Source organism: Qipengyuania aquimaris (assembly GCF_009827445.1).
Taxonomy (GTDB): Bacteria; Pseudomonadota; Alphaproteobacteria; order Sphingomonadales; family Sphingomonadaceae; genus Qipengyuania; species Qipengyuania aquimaris.
Map to the genome: position 1 here is coordinate 352,571 of NZ_WTYI01000001.1, position 18,271 is coordinate 370,841.

The 18,271-nt window shown below is 59.7% G+C and carries 14 protein-coding genes and 1 tRNA gene; 9 read left to right on the forward strand and 6 right to left on the reverse strand.

Going from position 1 to position 18,271, the window contains the following annotated elements; all coding sequences use genetic code 11:
* Positions 1–64: 64 nt before the first annotated feature.
* Genes GRI34_RS01700 through GRI34_RS01710 form a run of 3 tightly spaced genes read left to right on the forward strand, consistent with a single transcriptional unit; the run spans position 65 to position 2,035 of the window.
* Positions 65–1,024, forward strand: a complete 960-nt coding sequence (locus GRI34_RS01700) for a glycosyltransferase (RefSeq protein ID WP_160594461.1) — start codon at positions 65–67, stop codon at positions 1,022–1,024.
* A gap of 2 nt (positions 1,025–1,026) precedes the next feature.
* Positions 1,027–1,656, forward strand: coding sequence for a class I SAM-dependent methyltransferase (locus GRI34_RS01705; RefSeq protein ID WP_160594462.1), 630 nt, complete (start codon positions 1,027–1,029; stop codon positions 1,654–1,656).
* Positions 1,649–2,035, forward strand: a complete 387-nt coding sequence (locus GRI34_RS01710; protein WP_160594463.1) for a GtrA family protein — start codon at positions 1,649–1,651, stop codon at positions 2,033–2,035. Before GRI34_RS01705 ends, GRI34_RS01710 begins: the two co-directional genes overlap by 8 nt.
* Positions 2,036–2,091: 56 nt before the next feature.
* Here the strand turns inward: GRI34_RS01710 and GRI34_RS01715 are convergent, their stop codons facing one another.
* Positions 2,092–3,315 carry a glycosyltransferase family 2 protein gene (locus GRI34_RS01715; RefSeq protein ID WP_160594464.1) on the reverse strand — a complete coding sequence of 408 codons (1,224 nt, stop codon included), beginning with the start codon at positions 3,313–3,315 and terminating at the stop codon, positions 2,092–2,094.
* Between the two features lie 148 nt (positions 3,316–3,463).
* Here GRI34_RS01715 and GRI34_RS01720 point away from each other — a divergent pair, with 148 nt between their 5' ends.
* The 3 genes from GRI34_RS01720 to GRI34_RS01730 all read left to right on the forward strand — a co-directional run bounded on the left by GRI34_RS01720 (position 3,464) and on the right by GRI34_RS01730 (position 8,670).
* Positions 3,464–4,363 carry a DMT family transporter gene (locus GRI34_RS01720; protein ID WP_160594465.1) on the forward strand — a complete coding sequence of 300 codons (900 nt, stop codon included), beginning with the start codon at positions 3,464–3,466 and terminating at the stop codon, positions 4,361–4,363.
* A 55-nt stretch (positions 4,364–4,418) separates the two neighbouring features.
* The gene (glmS, locus tag GRI34_RS01725; RefSeq protein WP_160594466.1) at positions 4,419–6,242 is read left to right on the forward strand and encodes a glutamine--fructose-6-phosphate transaminase (isomerizing); all 1,824 of its coding nucleotides are present in this window, start codon (positions 4,419–4,421) and stop codon (positions 6,240–6,242) included.
* A gap of 73 nt (positions 6,243–6,315) precedes the next feature.
* On the forward strand, positions 6,316–8,670 hold the full coding sequence (locus GRI34_RS01730) for a putative bifunctional diguanylate cyclase/phosphodiesterase (RefSeq protein WP_325065167.1): 2,355 nt from the start codon (positions 6,316–6,318) through the stop codon (positions 8,668–8,670).
* Here GRI34_RS01730 and purQ read toward each other — a convergent pair whose 3' ends face one another.
* The 3 genes from purQ to GRI34_RS01745 form a co-directional block, all read right to left on the reverse strand.
* A complete protein-coding gene (purQ, locus tag GRI34_RS01735) occupies positions 8,671–9,348 on the reverse strand; it encodes a phosphoribosylformylglycinamidine synthase subunit PurQ (protein WP_160594467.1) in 678 nt (225 codons plus the stop codon). It abuts the gene before it with no gap.
* Positions 9,348–9,581 (reverse strand): phosphoribosylformylglycinamidine synthase subunit PurS, encoded by a 234-nt coding sequence (purS, locus tag GRI34_RS01740; RefSeq protein WP_160594468.1) that lies wholly within the window; start codon positions 9,579–9,581, stop codon positions 9,348–9,350. Before purS ends, purQ begins: the two co-directional genes overlap by 1 nt.
* Positions 9,582–9,707: 126 nt before the next feature.
* Positions 9,708–12,620, reverse strand: coding sequence for a M16 family metallopeptidase (locus GRI34_RS01745; protein WP_160594469.1), 2,913 nt, complete (start codon positions 12,618–12,620; stop codon positions 9,708–9,710).
* A 389-nt stretch (positions 12,621–13,009) separates the two neighbouring features.
* Here GRI34_RS01745 and GRI34_RS01750 point away from each other — a divergent pair, with 389 nt between their 5' ends.
* Together GRI34_RS01750 and GRI34_RS01755 are read left to right on the forward strand one after the other, a co-directional pair.
* Positions 13,010–15,244 carry a TonB-dependent receptor gene (locus GRI34_RS01750; RefSeq protein ID WP_160594470.1) on the forward strand — a complete coding sequence of 745 codons (2,235 nt, stop codon included), beginning with the start codon at positions 13,010–13,012 and terminating at the stop codon, positions 15,242–15,244.
* 94 nt (positions 15,245–15,338) lie between these two features.
* Positions 15,339–16,220 carry a diacylglycerol/lipid kinase family protein gene (locus GRI34_RS01755; RefSeq protein WP_160594471.1) on the forward strand — a complete coding sequence of 294 codons (882 nt, stop codon included), beginning with the start codon at positions 15,339–15,341 and terminating at the stop codon, positions 16,218–16,220.
* A gap of 4 nt (positions 16,221–16,224) precedes the next feature.
* On the opposite strand, the gene purC is transcribed toward GRI34_RS01755, so the two are convergent.
* Positions 16,225–17,031 (reverse strand): phosphoribosylaminoimidazolesuccinocarboxamide synthase, encoded by an 807-nt coding sequence (purC, locus tag GRI34_RS01760; RefSeq protein ID WP_090482785.1) that lies wholly within the window; start codon positions 17,029–17,031, stop codon positions 16,225–16,227.
* A gap of 180 nt (positions 17,032–17,211) precedes the next feature.
* On the opposite strand from purC, the gene GRI34_RS01765 reads away from it, so the two are divergent.
* The gene (locus GRI34_RS01765) at positions 17,212–18,108 is read left to right on the forward strand and encodes a hypothetical protein (RefSeq protein WP_160594472.1); all 897 of its coding nucleotides are present in this window, start codon (positions 17,212–17,214) and stop codon (positions 18,106–18,108) included.
* A 5-nt stretch (positions 18,109–18,113) separates the two neighbouring features.
* Here the strand turns inward: GRI34_RS01765 and GRI34_RS01770 are convergent.
* Positions 18,114–18,188, reverse strand: a tRNA-Phe gene (locus tag GRI34_RS01770).
* Positions 18,189–18,271: the final 83 nt, after the last annotated feature.

Sequence of the window (18,271 nt, forward strand, 5' to 3'; positions counted from 1 at the left end):
CACGCGTTGGATGGGGCAAGTGTGGTTAACATATTGTTGAGTGGTGGGGGTTATTGCGCACAGCATGCAAACTGCGGATAAACCTTGGTTGTCGGTGATACTCCCGGTCCATCACGGCGAAGAATGGGTCGGTGAAGCACTGTCGTCTATCGCTTCTCAAGCCGATCCCGGGATTGAAATCCTTGTTATCGACACGAGCTCCGACGACGCAACGCGCAATATTGTCGAGAGTTATGCCGACAGGCTGAATTTACGTTTCATCGACGCCGGAGAAGCAAACGGTTGTACCGCCAAAACAAACTTGGGTGTACGTCACGCCCAAGCACGGCACGTCTCATGGCTTTGTCAGGACGACTTATGGCTCCAAGGCCGGACCGAGGCCGTGCGGTCATGGATCACCCAGGATCCAGATGCAGTACTTCACCTCGCGCCCAGTGCGATCGTTGATCGTTCCGGAAAAACGTTAGGCGTCTGGAATTGTCCGTTTGACGAGGACGGACTGGCGATCGCCAAGGATGGATTGCTGGAGAAACTTCTTGTCCAGAACTTCGTCGCGGTGGTCAGTCCTATTGTCAGGCGAGACGCATGGCTCGAAGTTGGCGGAATTGACCGGGACCTTTGGTATACCGGGGACTGGGACCTTTGGGTCAAGTTGGCTTGTCACGGAGGCGTTCGATACCATGAACAGGTGACGGGCGGCTTTCGCATTCACGATCAGTCCGCGACGAGCATCGGTAGCGTGGACGATAAAGAATTCGAGAGTCAGCATTTGGCCGTGATCGACCGATACTTACATGAGCTACCCGCAGAAAGCGCAGCGCGGGTGAGGTCCATGGCGGAAGCTTCGATCCACGTTAATGTCGCACTCGCTTCTGCTGCGCACGGCGATATCAGCAAGCTGCCCAATGCAGTTTGGGCTGCGGTCAAATTGGGCCCGAGCAAGTTGGTCGACTACGTCCAATACTCGCGAATTCTCGAACGATCACTGCCGCGTGTCAGGGCAAAAATCAGTGGGAGCCTGTAACAATGGCGATTGGACCAACCGTCCGCCGCTTGTTCGGCAAATATGAACCCCAGATCGCGGCACTGTACCGGTCGATCTACATCGACCTCGACGATTACATTGGCCAGATCGAGCGTTGGGTGAAAAACCCGAAACGGATCCTGGAGATCGGAGCCGGGGAGGGGGCGGTAACAGAACGCCTGGCAGAAGCATTCCCGAACGCGTCGATCACCGGTATTGATATCACCGATAATGTCGGTCGCTTATATGCTGGTCCGACTGGAAAGGTTACCTTCGAGCAGAAGACCGTTCAGGAGGTCGCAGCATCGCAACCCGGTTCGTATGACTTTGTCATTTTGTCCGATGTTCTTCACCACGTCCCCATTAATCTCCGGCCCGAAATACTATCCTCTGCTCGACAGTGCCTGTCGAAGGATGGTCTGATGATATTCAAGGATTGGGGAAGGGCGCGCACTCCCATCCATCTGATGTGTTTGGCAAGCGATCGCTACCTGACGGGCGATGACGTCTCGTTCCTCACAGCTACCGAGGCCGAGAAGCTGCTTGCTTACCATTTCGGAGCTTCTGCGATAGCCGATCGAACTACTATCGCTCCATGGAGCAACAACTACGCTTTCCTCATCAATGGCTGACATCGAGTCTTTGACCAGACATCCACGGCGCTATCTGGTTGTCGGTGTCGTATGCGCTGCGGTTCACAACGGCATCATGTTCGGGATGGATCGGCTCGGCGCCCATTATGTCGCCTCGCTCGTCCTCAGTTTCGCCGTGCTCGCGCCCTTGGGGTACTTCCTGCACAGCATTTACACGTTCGCACGCGAAGTTCAGCCCATCAGATTTGTGCGGTTTGCGACGGGTCTTCTCGCCGGATTCCCGATCAATCTCGTCCTGATGGTGCTTTTCGTATCGGTTTTGGGGTTAGGTGTGCCGCTGGCCACTCTTGTATGCACGGCTCTGCTTTTCGTCTGGAATTTCGCTTCCGCGAGATGGGCGATCTTCCTGCATCGCTGAACCCAACTCCCCGATAAGATCCGGCGAAGTTAAAGGGGTGGCTTGTTGCGCGACATTCAATCCACCGAAGCAAACTGCGATTCATTGCCGGCGATGATCGACAGTAGAAAGCCGCCGATGATGGTTTGGACGCCTATGCCCCCAAGCGTTGCAAAGATGACGAGTGGCAAAGGATTTTCCAGTGCGCCAAAACTCGCATCAATCCACTGATAGGCCACTGCGGCCAATCCGATTGCGCTGCCGGCCAGCATCACCAGGCCGGACAGCAGCATTCGCTCCAAGGTGAACCATCGAGAATGCTGGCGGATTGTTGGTCGCAGAATCCTGTACCCGTTCCTCACTCCATGGAAGTGCGCCGCGAGGGCCATGATCAACCCAAGGTGCCCGCATGTTGCCAAGAATCCGGCGACAATGTTCCAGCTAACACCGAATACGCTCGGGCTTGGTAGCACTCCGAAATATGTCATCGTGGAGAAGGTGAAGATTGCCAGCGCTATGATGAGCGCAGCAGCCCCAGGTACGCCGAACACCCAGGTCGGGCTGAGCATGAAGAGGTAACGCAGGTGGCGCCAGCCGTCGCGCCAGGGGCGCAGGTGCGGCTCCCGATCGCGAAGGTCCGGACTGAGGGTGGCAGGAACTTCGACCATGTCGAGCTTCAGCAAGGAGGCCTTGATCACCATCTCGCTCGCGAATTCCATCCCGCTTCCAGTGAGCTTGAGCTTTTCGAAAGCATCTTTCGTCAATGCCCTAAGCCCGCAATGAGCATCGCCCATGCCGGTGCGGAAAAACAGGTTCAATATGCCGGTAAGAGCTGGGTTGCCGATATGCCGGTTCTTCCAAGGCATCGCACCCGGCGCAATCCCTCCGCGGAATCGATTGCCCATGCAGACGTCGTGCCCCTCCTGAAGCTTCGCGACCATGGCCACGCCTTCAGTGAAGTTATAACTTCCATCGCAATCACCCATGACGATGTAGCGACCCCATGCGCCGCGGCACCCGCCGATCAAGGCTGCCCCGTAACCCTTCTCTGCAACCGGTACGACACGCGCGCCGAGCTCGGTCGCGAGCGCCTGGCTGCCGTCAGTAGAACCATTGTCGGCAATGACTATCTCACCCGACAGGCCGAGCTCCGAACTCATTCGCGCCAACGCTTCTAGTGCATTGCCGATACAATGAGGAAGGGAATCCAACTCGTTCAGGCAAGGCATGACAATCGTGACATCCGGACGTTCCTGATCCGAACCGACCGAGAATTCTTCCGATTGTATGGCTTCTGACATCACCGCCCCCCAAGCACCCTATAAACGCATTCCCGCTTTCCTTGAAGAAGTTTGGTAAACGCTTGGTAAAGATGCCGCTGTCTGGCAATGGCGAGCATCGTAACTTAGCGATCCTCTTCCGAGCGAATATCCCAAGGCAATTCCTCCCATGCACCATTCCGAACGTCGCGGCATCCTGCTCGCCTTGTGCGGTTTCGCGCTGCTCAGCGTCGGGGATGCGGTGATCAAAACGATGGCTGGGGAATGGTCGCCGCTCGCGGTGGCGAGCGTGCGGTTTGCGATCGGGGCAACGGGGCTTTCGGCTTTGTTGGCCATGACCGAGGGACCCAAGGCGTTCCGGCCGGCCAATCCGAGGCTCCAGTTCGTCAGAGGTGTGTGCCTCGCGGCTGCCTCCTTGATGTTCTTCTCCGCGATTTTCGTTATGCCGCTTGCAACGGCCATGGCGCTGGCATTCGTAGCGCCCGTGATTGTCGCGGTTCTTTCCGGCCCCTTGCTGAGCGAAAAGGTCCGTCCGGCCGTCTGGCTGGCCTCGATCATCGCCCTTGTCGGAGTGGCGCTCGTCCTTCGACCTAATCTATCGGCGCTCGGCCTTGTCGCCTTGCTGCCGCTGGCGTCCGCTTTCTTCTTCGCGCTCATGGTCATCGCCAATCGCGCCAGTGCCGGGCAGGGGAGCGCCCTTTCGATGCAGGTATTCATGCAGGTCGGTGCCATGCCGGTGCTGCTGCTCGCGGCTCTTGGTGGTCATTTCTCCGGTGTCGAAGCACTCGAGGTGACAATGCCGGACTGGACAATCATTGCCCGCTGCGCGGTCGTTGCCGTGACTGCCAGCAGTGCGCATTGGCTCGTTTACATGGGCACTCAGCGCGCTGGTGCGTCGACGATTGCGCCCACGACCTACGTCCAGATGCTGGTCGCCACCAGCCTGGGCTGGTGGTGGTTCGGCGATGTGCCTGACCTGATGACGCTGGTGGGCGCGGCGGTCATCATCGGAGCTGGATTGATCCTTTGGTGGAGCACGCCGCGCGGCCCCTCCGCCAACAGCCGTTGATCACTCGTAAAAAACGACTAAGTCACCACCGCATCTTTCTTTTGGAGCTGTTTGTATGTGCGGAATTATCGGGATCGTCGGCAACGAACCGGTTGCGGAGCGACTGGTCGACGGCCTGAAGCGTATGGAGTACCGCGGTTACGACAGCGCCGGTATCTGCACCATCCATGATGGAACCCTCATCCGTCGCCGGGCAGAGGGGAAACTGTCCAATCTTGTCAATGTCTTGGCGGACAACCCTGCTGCGGGCGAAGTGGGTATCGCCCATACGCGGTGGGCGACGCACGGCGCACCCACAGCCAAGAACGCCCATCCGCACGCTACCGATCACGTGGCACTGGTGCACAACGGCATCATCGAGAACTTCAAGGAACTGAAGGCCGAACTGATCGCGGACGGACGGAAACTCGAGAGCGATACCGACAGCGAGGTGGTTGCTCACCTCGTTTCGCGGCGGGTCGAGAATGGTGAAACCCCGAGTGAGGCGGTGGCCAACGTCCTGCCGCGCCTGCGCGGTGCATTTGCGCTTGCTATAGCATTTCGTGATCATCCTGACATGCTAATCGGTGCGCGTCGTGGTTCGCCCCTTGTCGTGGGTTACGGCGACGGAGAAACCTATATCGGGTCGGACGCCCTCGCTCTGGCACCGTTGACGCAGCAGATTACCTATCTTGAAGAAGGTGACTGGGTCGTCGTGACGCGCGACGGTTCCGAGATCCACGACGAGGACGGCAACAAGGTTGAGCGAGAGGTTAAGACCTCTGGTGCGTCCGCTGCTTCGGTCGAGAAGGGAAATTATCGCCACTTCATGCAGAAAGAGATTTTCGAACAACCGACCGTCGTTGCACAGACCCTCAGTTCCTATTTGCGCCAGTCCGACAACTCGGTGGCGCTTCCCCAGTTCGATTTCGATATTTCATCGATCCGCCGCGTCACGATTGTCGCGTGCGGGACGTCCTATTACGCCGGCATGGTCGCGAAATACTGGTTCGAGCAATTTGCGCGCGTGCCGGTCGATATCGACGTTGCGAGCGAGTTCAGGTACCGGGAGCCGGTGCTGGAAGACAACGGCCTTTCGCTGTTCATTTCGCAGAGTGGTGAGACGGCAGACACGCTTGCCGCATTGCGCCATTGCAAGGAGCAGGGGCAGACAATCGCGGCCGTCGTGAATGTTCCGACAAGCTCGATGGCCCGCGAAGCGGATCTGCTTTTGCCCACCCATGCCGGCCCGGAAATAGGCGTCGCTTCAACGAAGGCATTCACGTGCCAATTGGCGGTTCTGGCCGCGCTTGCTGCGCATATGGCCGTAACCAAGGGCCTGATGAACCGCGAGGAAGAGCAGGAGGTTGTGGAGCATTTGCTCGAGGCACCGGCCTGCTTGAACGCGGCGCTTGATCACGACGACGATATTGCTTCGATGGCTCACCTGATCGCCCCGGCAAGGGATGTCTTATATCTCGGCCGGGGGCCTGATTTCCCGATGGCTCTCGAAGGCGCGCTGAAACTCAAGGAAATCAGCTACATCCATGCAGAAGGCTACGCCAGCGGTGAGATGAAGCATGGCCCGATCGCGCTGATCGACGATGAGGTTCCGGTTATCGTGCTGGCCCCGTCAGGACCTCTGTTCGAGAAAACCGTTTCGAACATGGAGGAGGTTCGCGCCCGCGGCGGACAGATCGTGCTGATTTCCGATGCCGAAGGGCTGGAAGAGGCTGGTGAAGGCTGCATGGCCACGATCGAAATGCCCAAGGTCCATCCGCTGATCGCGCCGCTGGTATATGCGGTTCCGGTCCAATTGCTTGCCTACCATGTGGCTTGCGTGAAAGGCACGGACGTCGACCAGCCCCGCAACCTCGCCAAGTCGGTCACGGTCGAATAAACCCCGACGCGAAAATTTGCTTTTCGGTCTTAGGTTTACGCGCGGCTAACCTTTCAAGGTTAATCGTGCGGGTGTGAGCCAGACGACAGAGAACCAAGCGATAAATGCAGAGGAACTGACTGCACGTCAGGTCCTTGGCATGTCGAGCGTAGACGGTTCTGACTGGTCGCGGGTTCATGGCCATCAATACTCGCTCGTGGCGCGTCGTGCGTTTGTCCGCACGTTGTTCCACATGATTGCCTTCGCTCTGGTTGCCTATGCCACCTATGCGAAGGTTCCTGCGGTCATCCTCGTCGCCTGGGGCTGTGCGCTCTCACTTAGCATCGCTCACGCCTTCATTCTCGATCGCAAGTTGAGGATCGCTGAGGCAGGACGTTTCGATCCCGAAAACGTTCGGGCTCACGCCATGTCCTCGGCAAACAAGGGCGCAGTCTGGTCGCTGGGAATCGTGGCCTTGTGCGCTTTGGGCGCGGCTGGTGAGCTGATCACGATCTGGATCATCCTGTGCTTCCTCGTCGTGTCCACCGTGACGAGCCGCTACAGCGTGCCGCTCAGTACGATAACGTTTCTTCTCGCTGCATCGGTTGGGCCACTTCTGGTGGCGCTGATGAATGGCGACGGGCTGCTTGCCGCGATGATCGGGCTGACGATGCTGATCGGCACGCTCGGCACCTTCGAGATGGCGCGGATGCGGGTAGGGGCACGCCTTTCCGAGCTGGTCATGCAGGAAAAGAGCGAAGTCGTCTCCATGCTGCTGCGCGAATTCGAGGAGGGCGAAGCTGACTGGCTTTGGCATATCGACACTGCTCGCAAGTTGCGCAATGTCAGCCCCAGGCTCGCATTCGCGCTTGGCAGCACGCCAGCAGCAGTGGAAGGCCAGTATTTCCTGAAACTGATCTCGGGCGAGAATTGGGAGGCGGGGAACTTCCCTGCCAGTCTGCGAGACTTTTCCGATAGGCTGAAGGAGCGCGAGAGCTTCTCCAACCTGACGGTTAGCGTAATTATCAATGGCGAGCGGCGATACTGGGAAATTTCCGGCACTCCGGTCCTGGACGAAAAGGGTGTGTGGCGCGGCTTCCGCGGGGTCGGGTCCGACGTCACGGTCAAGCACGAGAGCAGTGAAAAGATCGCGTATCTGGCGCGCTATGACACGCTGACCCAACTCCCTAACCGCCTGATGTTGAACGAGACCCTGCGCGATGCCCTGGCATATGCGGACAAATGGCGTTCGCGCTGCGCCTTCCTGATGATCGATCTGGATCGCTTCAAGGCGGTCAACGACTCGCTCGGCCATTTGATCGGCGACAAGATGCTGGCCGAGGTTGCAGGACGGCTCGCGCCGCTCATGGACGAAGGCGAGACGTGCGGCAGGCTCGGCGGGGACGAATTCGCAATCGTCGTCCAAGATGCATCTGACCGGCGCCGAATCGACACGCTGGCCAAGACAGTGATCGCCGCGCTTTCTGCACCGTATCACGTCGAAAACCACATCCTTTATGTCGGCGCGAGCGTCGGCTCGGCTCTCGGGCCGCGCGATGGCAATACTGTCGAGGAATTGCTGCGCAATGCCGACCTAGCTCTTTACCGGGCGAAGGACGAAGGCGGCGGCATTCACTGCGAATACCAGCCCGAACTCCATGCAATCGCCGAGGAGAAGCGCCAGCTCGAATTCTCGCTACGCAGCGCGCTCGAGAACAATGAGATGGAAGTTCACTACCAGCCTGTGGTCGATTCAAAGAGCGAGGCCGTGGTCAGCTTTGAGGCACTGCTGCGCTGGAACAGCAAGGTGCACGGGTTCGTAAGCCCGGCCAAGTTCATCCCTCTGGCCGAAGATACCCGGCTCATCGTCCCCATAGGCACCTGGGTGCTCAATGAAGCGTGCCGCGAGGCTGCAAATCACTGGCCATCGCACGTGAAGGTGAACGTAAACGTTTCGCCCGAGCAATTGCTCGAGCCCGATTTCGTCGGAACAGTCGTGAGGGCGCTGTCACACAGCGGCCTGTCTGCAGAGCGGCTCGAACTGGAAGTGACGGAAAGCATTTTCCTGCGCGATGCAGGGGTCGTGAGAAAGGCGCTCGAACAGTGCCTGGCGCTGGGTTGTTCGGTTGCATTGGATGACTTCGGGACAGGCTATTCCTCGCTCGGCTACATCCGCAAGATGCAATTTACGACCATCAAGGTCGATCGCATGTTCGTCCAGGGAGCGGCGCAAAACAGCCCTGAAAGCCTCGCCATCATCCGTGCCGTCGTTGCCATGGCCGAAAGTCTCGAGATGACAACCACGGCAGAGGGCGTCGAGAATGAGGACGAAGCGGAGCTAATCCGTCGCCTGGGATGCACGAAAATTCAGGGATACCACTTCGGTCGACCGATGCCGGTTGCCGAGGTACGAAAGATTTTCGCACGGGACGAAGCCCGGTCGGCGTGATCAGGCGTCCGCGAGTGAGCGAATAGCCGATTCAAACAAGGCCAGTCCGTCGGTCCCGCCATGTGCAGCATCGACTGCGCGTTCCGGGTGAGGCATCATTCCGAGCACGTTGCCCGAAGCGTTCAGCACGCCGGCGATGTCGCGCTGCGAGCCATTGCAATTTTCCATGTAGCGAAACGCAACGCGGCCATCGCCTTCGATCCTGTCGAGAGTGTCGTTGTCAGCGAAGAAATTCCCGTCGTGATGGGCGACCGGAATGCTGATTTCCTGTCCTGCCTCATAGCCGGACGTGAAGATCGATTGCGCATTTTCGACCTTCAGGCCGACATTGCGACAGATGAAAGTCTGGCCCGCATTGCGCATCAATGCTCCTGGAAGAAGACGCGCTTCAGTGAGTACCTGAAAGCCATTGCAAACGCCTAGGACAGGCACGCCGCGCTCGGCAGCACGCACTATCTCGCGCATGATCGGGCTGTTTGCGGCCATCGCGCCCGAACGCAGGTAATCGCCGTAGGAAAAACCGCCTGGCAGGGCGATGAAGTCCAGCCCGTCCGGAAGCTGCGCATCGCCGTGCCATACACGGACCGGTGCGGAGCCTGATACCTTCTCGATGGCAACCGCCATGTCGCGGTCGCAATTGGAGCCCGGAAAGGTGACGACAGCTGCGCGAAAACCCATCAGTCGAGCTTCTCGATGCGGTAGTTTTCGATCACCGTGTTGGCGAGCAGCTTCTCGCACATTTCGGTGAGGGCCTCATCGCTCGTGCCGTCAGCAATATCGAGGTCGATAGTGCGACCGATCCGCGCGCTTTCGACGCCGGAGAAGCCGAGCCCTTCGAGCGCGTGGTGAACCGCACGGCCTTGCGGGTCGAGGACGCCGGGCTTGAGGCTGACAAGGACGCGGACTTTCATGGGCTTTGCCTTTGATCGCAAGGATTGGAATTCTTGCGCGCGCCTATGCCGCGCCCCGGCCAGCGAAGCAAGTCGCCGACCGGGGTTTCGGGCAGATTATCAGGCCTTCGGACAGGCCTGCAGGGCCTATTCGGCTGCTGGCTTGGGTACGATAGCGATCTCAAGCGCCTGGTCTGCATCGAGATAGCGCTGCGCAAAGGCGCGGATATCTGCCGGTGTGACCGAACGGAGGACCGATTCGTATGTGCGCACACGGTCCAGGCGATCGCTTTTCAGCTGCGCGGCCTCAAGCGAGCCGAGCCAATAGCCATTCTCGCGCCTGTCTTTCGCCAGCTTCTCGAGTTGCGGATTGAGTGCACGGGCGAGAAGATCGTCATCGACAGGAGAAGTGCGCATTTCGCTGGCAATTTGAGAAATCGTTTCGAAGACCAGGTCCTGGTTTTCCGGGGCGACGATTGCTGCGGCGATCAGATATCCGAAGTCGTCGAAGGTATCCGACATCTCCAGCCCGGCAATTGGCGTATAGGTCGCCCCGAGTTCTTCGCGCAGCGTTTCGAGCAAGCGAAGGCGAAGCGCTTCGGCAGCCAGCGTCCCGACCACTTCTTCCCTGAAATCTCCGTCATCGGTGGTGGGCCAATAGACCTGGACCATGCCCTGATCGGCCGCGCCGGAGTGATAAAGAGTCCGCTTGCTGCGATCCTGCGCAAAATCCACCAACCGCGCGCTGGCGAAGTTGTTCAGCTCCATCGGACGTTCCGGCAGGGCACCGAAGGTCTGCGCGACTGCATCGATGATCGCTTGTTCGTCGATGTCTCCGACGACGGTGATCTCGATCGGGGAGTTTGCAAGGTTAGGCGAAACCGCAGCACGCAGATCCTCGAGAGTGGTGCCGAGCAGGACTTCCTCGCTTTTCGCACCGAACCGGACATCGCCATTGGCAATGATACGCGGCACTGCAGAGCCTGCTACCGCCTGCGGGTTAGCATCGAGACGAGCGATATAAGGCGGGATCAGCGCTTTCCATTGGGCCTCGGCTTCCTGGCGATAACCCGGCGCGGTGAGGAAAGCTGCAGCGGTCTGCATCTGGATCAGGAAATCCTCGGCCTTTGTCGAACCGGGAACATGGAAATGGTCGTTGGCGACAAACATGCCCGTCCGCACATTGCGGCCGGCAAAGATGCGCTGCAGTTCATCGAGGTCATGCGCCTCAAGCGCCGCGGTCGACGAAATCGCGTTCAGCATCGTGGATGCTGCAGGCTCTGCTTCGCCGAATGCAAGCTCACCCGAACCGATCCGGACATGGAAGAGAATTTCCTTGTCCTTAAAATCGGTCTTTTTGAGGTTGAGCATGACGTTGTTGTCGAACCGCAGCTCCCGATAACCGAGGTCTTCTACCATCCGGTCGGCAACCACCGATCCAGGCGCGCCAAAGTCGTCATAGGCGAAAGCAGCCGTAACTGTCTCTTCGGGAGCCGCGACCGCAACCTGTGAAGAGGCATTGTAGGCTGCGAGTATCGCGTCCTCGCCCCCCTCGATGTCCTGTTTGCTGGCAATATGGATCAGCGGCGCAGAGCCGGTGAAGTTTTCACGGAAGGCTTCGTGGATTTTCTCTGGAGTGAGGTCGGCGCGCACGCTTTCGAACCCTGCGAGCCGCGTTTCAGGCAAGGCGAAAATGCGCTCGTCCCTGACCGTCGCGAGGATACCGTCTGCCAAGGCCTGGCTGGGGCGGGTGCCTTGGCGCTCGGCGCCGTTGCGAAGGCTGGTCTCGAGATTGTTGAGTGCCTCGTCGAGTTCGCTCTGCGTAAAGCCATGCAAGGTCGCGCGGCGGATTTCCTGTTCGGCAGTGGCAAGTGCCTCGCGCCATTGGCCATCCTTGGCGACCAGCTGGATGTTCGATTGCGTGGCTCTGTCGAAGAAGTCGGAGGTCGCCAGACGGCCTCCCAGAATCGATCCTTCCGGATCGCGCGCCAAGCTCTGGAGGCGACGATTGACGACCATGGCAGCCAATTGAAGCTGCAACGCCTTGCGCCCTTGCGCCACGGTGCTGAGCTTGCGCTCGTAAGGTGCGAAGCGGTCGATCTGGACGATGTAGTTGACTGCCGGGTCCACGAAATATCCGGCCTGGGCGGGACGATCGAAATCGATCGCGCCGCGCTCGGTCTCGGTCAGTGGAGCGGCGGGCTTTTCCCAATCAGAGAAGCGTTCGCGCACCATGGCCTCAATGTTATCGGGTTCGACATCGCCGACCACGATAAGCGTCGCATTGTCGGGCCGATAAAAACGCTCGTAGATGCCGCGCAGTTCTTCGGCGGAGATGGACGCGGTGACTGCGCTTTCGGTCGGGTGGCTTATGTTGGTCGCAAACGGTGTGCCCGGTGCGATGAAATTCTGATAGGCCATCCCGAACCGCCGGTTGAAGGTGTTGCGGGTCTGGATTTCCGATTGCAGGATGCCGCGCTCGCGATTGACCGCTTCAGGGTCGAAGGTCAGCTCGGAGCCGACTTCGCGCATCAGCATCAACCCGGTGCCGATCAGTTCGGCGTCGTTGCGCGGCAGGCTCAGCTTGTAGGTGGTGTCCTCGAAAAAGGTGCTCGCATTGGTGTCGGCCCCGAACTTTAGTCCTTCACGTTCGAGCAGTTTGACCATTTCGCCTTCGGGAATGTTGGTCGAACCGTTGAATGCCATGTGCTCGATGAAATGGGCAGCGTTGAATTGGCCTTCCTTCTCGTCGATCCAGCCAATGTCGAAATTCATACGCAGCACGACTTCGTCCTGCGGAGTCTCATTGCGCAGGATCGCGTATTTCAATCCATTGTCGAGAATGCCGTACCGCACGGCCGGATCGGCCGGCACATCGTACACCGGGAAGTTCCAGCCCGTCAGCCCGGTCCGCGCGGGAAGGCCCAATTCCACGCTGGATGTGGTTGCCGTGGTCGAAGCGACAGGAGCTGTGGTGTCGGAGTAAGTGGTGCATCCAGCCAGCGTCAGCGCGATCAGCGGCGTGGCGACCAGAATCTTGCGAATGGAAGGATTTTTCATAGTGCGTCCCTGTTTTTCCGCCGCACCAAGCGGCAGTCCCGACGCCCACTGTAACCAGTCGATTTGAAAGCAGAAGTCCCCGTTCCCGCGAATTCTATTGAATTTCGTGCAAACGCGACAAACAGCCAAATAACATCTACGAACTGCTGGACTACAGAAGTAATTGTCCGACGAGATGCTGTATTGGCCTAGTATGGCACTGCGCTGCAAAACGCTTTCTCGCCTGCGAACTGTCTGTCACCGCATTGCAACATAGCGCTGAAACCCGCAGGCATCTGCGCTTTTGCGACTCCAATTCGCTCCCGCATGGGCTAATGGCGCCTGGTCAATTCCCCTTCTCCATCCCACCAACCCGCGCCGGCAAGCGCTGGGCCAAAAGGATCATCCCCATGATTGACCGCTCCCTTACTCTCCGCCTTCTCTCCGCCAGCACGCTGGCACTCGCATTCGCGCAGCCGGCTCTGGCGCAGGATGTCGACAGCTCCGACACCGAGGCAACCGGTGCCGAAGTGGCCGAAAACGGCCAGCTCGACATGATCGTCGTGACCGCCAACCGCCGCGAAGAAAACCTGCAGCAGGTGCCTGTGTCCGCCGCCACCCTGTCGGCCGACGCGACCCGCAGCATCTTCGACGCCGGTGCCGATATCACCGCACTCTCGGCCCACGTCCCGGGCCTGTTCGTCGAAAGCTCGAACGGCCGTGCGGCGCCGCGTTTCTATATCCGCGGTCTCGGCAACACCGATTTCGACCTTGCAGCTTCGCAGCCGGTCTCGGTCGTCATGGACGATGTCGTCCATGAGAACGTAACGCTGAAGAGCTTCCCCATCTTCGACGTCGAGCGCGTCGAAGTGCTTCGCGGTCCGCAGGGAACGCTGTTCGGCCGCAACACGCCCGCCGGTATCGTAAAGATCGACACCGTGAAGCCGGGTGATGATTTCGCAGTGACCGGCTCGGCCAGCTACGGCAGCTTCGGCTCGGTCGCCATCGATGGCGGCGTGACCGTTCCGGTCGCCCCGGGTCTCGCTTCGGTCCGCCTTTCTGGCATGTGGCAGCAGCGCGACAACTGGGTCGACAACGGCTTCACCGGTGAAGAAGACGCGTACGGCGCCTATACCGACATCGCAGGCCGCGCGCAGATCCTGCTGACGCCGAGCGATCGCCTGTCGATCCTGGGTAGCTACTCGATCCGTGACCTCGACGGCACCTCGACGCTGTTCCGCGCCAACATCCTTGGCCCGGGCAACAACGACCTCAACGAGAACTACGACCGCGACACCGTGTTCTACGATGCCGGTGCCGGTAACCAGGCGCAGTACAAGGCCGAGATCATCACCGGTAAGGTCGATTACGAAGCAGACTTCGCCACGTTTACCTCGATCACCAGCTGGGCCGACAGCGAAGGCTCCAGCCGCGGCGACATCGACGGTGGTTTTGGCGCAAGCTTCCTGCCCGTCATGGGGCCGGGCTTCATCCCGTTCCCGTCCGATACGCAGGATTCCATCGAGCTCGACCAGTTCACGCAGGAAGTCCGTCTCGCCAGCAACGGCGGCGGCGCGCTCGACTGGCAGGTCGGCGGTTTCTACTTCGACAGCGACTTCGACGTGACCACGGTCGGGTTCGACTTCCCGCCTTCCGTCACGGTCAACCACACCAACGAAAGCTGGGCGGTGTTCGGCCAGGTTACCTCGCAGCTGACCGACACGATCAAGCTGACCGGCGGCCTGCGTTACACCGAAGACGACAAGGCATTCTTCGTACGTGATGCGGCCGATCCGCAAGCCCGCGAAGTGTCCGATGAACGTCTGAGCTGGGACCTGGCGGCGTTCGTGGACCTCACCGCCGATGCGAGCGTCTATGCCCGCGTTGCCAGCGGTTTCCGCGCCCCGACGATCCAGGGCCGCGACGTGGCATTCTTCGCTCCGCCTTCGATCGCGACGAGCGAGAAGATCATGAGCTACGAAGTCGGCTTCAAGTCGGAATTGGCCGATCGCCGCGTGCGCCTGAACGGTGCTGCATACTTCTACAACATTGAAGACCCGCAGTTCTCTGCGGTCGGCGGTGCCGGAAACCTGGTGCAGCTGGTCAATGCGGCAGACGGTCGCGGCTGGGGCTTCGAACTGGACAGCGCGTTCCAGATCACCCCTAATTTCCTTGTGACGGCCGGTGCCAGCTACAACAACACCGAAATCCGCGACGAGAACCTGGCAGTCGGCATCTGTGCGCAGTGCACCGTGCTCGACCCGATCGTGAACCTGTCGGGCACCGACCGTGCGCTGGTGGACGGCAACCCGTTCCCCAACGCGCCCGAATGGATCGCCGACCTGACTGCACGCTATGCGATCCCGCTTGGCAGCGTGGGTGAACTGTTCGCCTACACAGACTGGACCTATCAGGGAGAAACCAGCTTCTTCCTCTACGACAGCGCGGAATATGTCGTCGACAACCAGATCGAAGGCGGTCTGCGCGTCGGTTATGCCAAGCAGGACGGCACGTTCGAAGTCGCTCTCTTCGCCCGCAACATCACCGATGCGGACAATGTGAAGGGCGGTATCGACTTCAACAACAACACCGCGTTCGTGAACGATCCGCGCGTGATCGGCCTGTCGGTTCGTTTCGACTACTAAGCGACGCGATAAGCGATGGAATTGGGGCCGGGAGGGATGACCTTCCGGCCCTTTTTCGTGGCGCAGGATCGTACGGGTGCCTAAATGCGGTCCGATGGCTGCGCTCGACCTCGTCTATAATCCCGTCTCGGGCAGTTTCAGCCAGTCGCATCTCGACGCTCTCGTGAGCGAGCTGGAAAGGCAGGGCTTCGTCGTGACCCCGATGCCGACCACGGCTGAGGGTGCGCAGTTGTCAGGTTCGGCCGATCTGGTGTGCGTACACGGCGGTGACGGCACTCTGCGCGATACAGTTCAGGCTTTGGGAGAAAGGGCGGGGGAGACGCCGATGTGCGTCGCGCCCTCCGGGACAATCAACCTTGTCGCACGGGAACTCGGCTATGCGCGCAAGCCTGCGGCCTTCGCTGCCGACTTGCGTGCTGCATGGGAACGGGGCCGGGATACGTGGGTGCAATCGCCCCTGTACCGTTTGGGCGAGATGCCGATCGTCTCGTGCCTGTCCATCGGCCCGGACAGTCATGCCGTGGCGCGCGTCGACGGCAAGCTGAAGCAGCGGATCGGTCGCTATGCCTATATCGTTGCACTGGCGCAGCAGATGCGCGACTGGCCGCGCGATACGATGACCATTCGCGGCGAATTGGCGAGTGGAGAGCCGTTCGAATATGAAGCGGAAGCCGCCATTGTCAGCCATGCGGCTCTTTATGCCGGTCCGTTCCAGGTCAGCCCGGAGGCGGCGCTGGCAGCAGACTCGGTCGAGCTTATTACGCTCAAACGCTCCACCCGCATGGGCACGATTGCGCTCAGCCTTGCGGTAATGCTGCGCCTGCCGGTGGCGAAGCTTGGCATTGCCGAGATCCGTTCGTGCCGCAGGATCGAATTCGATCGCTGCGTAACGCCGGTACAGGTCGACGGCGACCACATGCCCGACTGCGCCTACGCAATCGGGCCGAGCGGCATGACTCTGAGCTACGTGGTCTGAGCGCTTACTTCTTGGCCGGCTTGGCAGGGGTGCGAAGACGGCCGCGATGGGCGTTCATGTCGAGCACTTCGCCGGGGCCGTTGTCTTCATTCTGCAGCAGGCCGAGACGGCGCGCCACTTCCTGATACGCTTCGCTTTCACCGCCAAGGTCGCGGCGAAACCGGTCCTTGTCGAGCTTCTCGCCGGTGTTGATATCCCACAGGCGGCACCCGTCGGGGCTGATCTCATCGGCCAGGATCACGCGACTGAAATCGCCGTCCCAGATGCGGCCGAATTCCAACTTGAAGTCGACGAGGCGGATGTCGATCGCGCTGAACATTCCGCTCAGGAAGTCATTGATACGGATCGCCATGCTCGACATGTCCTGCATCTCTTCATGGCTGCACCAGTTGAAGCAGGCGATTTCCTCTTCGGAAACCTTGGGGTCGCCGAGGCCATCGTCCTTGTAGCAATATTCGATCAGAGTGTGCGGCAAAACCTCGCCTTCCTCGATGCCGAGGCGCTTGGACAGCGATCCGGCAGCCACATTGCGCACGACGACTTCGAGGGGGATGATCTCGACCTGGCGGACCAGCTGTTCGCGCATGTTGAGGCGGCGAATGAAGTGCGTCGGAATGCCGATGTGCGACAGGCGCGTGAAGACATATTCGCTGATGCGATTGTTGATCACGCCCTTGCCGTTGATCGTGCCCTTCTTCTCTGCGTTAAAGGCGGTCGCGTCATCCTTGAAATACTGGATGATCGTGCCGGGTTCGGGGCCTTCGTAGAGGATCTTGGCCTTGCCTTCGTAGATCTGGCGGCGACGTGACATGGGCGGATTTTCCTTCGCGCTCAAAAAACTGCCGCCCCGGCAGCGCGATCGGTGAATATCCGATTGCCCCGGGGCGTCGAGAATGCGCCTTTACAGCGAATACAAGGGGGACGCAATCATACCGGGTGCGCCTTCGAGAATGCTTGCAGGCGGCCGCGAGGGAGGGCAGCACAGGGGCGAATGTCCGCTCCTTTTCACTATCGCCATTCAGGCCTTTACGTCTCCAGCGATCTTTGCCTGCCGGAATGGGAAGGCTTTGCTTGCGAAGACGGAGACGATGTCCGCATCACATTGGAGAGCGGGCAGGGGCCGGATTACAAGGAGGCTGATGGCACAATCGTCGAACGGGAGGTGATCCGATTCGCCATCGATGGTGTCGGGGTGTGGGAAATCGCCAGCGGGAACACGATCCGCATTTATCCCAGGGAAGGCGTGTCCGAGCGCGAATTGCGCTTGTTCACCCTCGGTAGCGCATGGGGTGCCCTTGGATACCAGCGAGGGCTGGCCATGTGGCACGGCAGCGTCGTGGCAAAGGATGACGAGACGATCTTGTTCTGCGGCGATGCGGGCATGGGCAAAAGCACAATGGCGGCGGCAATGCTGGCGCACGGCTGGGCGCTCGTTTCGGACGATCTCAGCCGTGTCGATGCCGACTTACAAAGGGCGATTGTCCACCCGGCCAGTACGCGCATCAAGCTGTGGCGTGACGCGATAGAACTCTTGGGCTGGGAAAAGCACATCCTCCAGCGCGACCATTTCCGCGACTACAAGTTCCATTTGAGCGCGCCCGATCATCATGGCGGAGCGGGGGCCCTTCCCTTGGCGGCAATCTTTGTATTGGCCGAGGGGAATCGGTTCGAGATAGAGCGTCTGGAAGGCCATCGGGCAGTTAAAGCCGTTCTCGCCGCCACGGTCTATCGACCGGAAATGCTCGAAGCGCTGGATGGTTGGGTGGGGCAGGCCCAAATCGCGGCACAGATCGTTGCTCGCACACCTGTTTTCATCTTGCGGAGACCACGCGATCTCGGGGCTCTAGGCAAGCTTGCCCAAACGGTGGAGGAACATCTGTCTGAGTGAGAAGGTGGTGCCCAGGGGCGGAGTCGAACCACCGACACGACGATTTTCAGTCGTCTGCTCTACCACTGAGCTACCCGGGCACACTGCTTCGGCAAAAGAGGCTTAAACCAGCCCCGTGAGCAATGAGAGCGCGCCTATGGCGAAGCTGGCGCGCCTTGGCAAG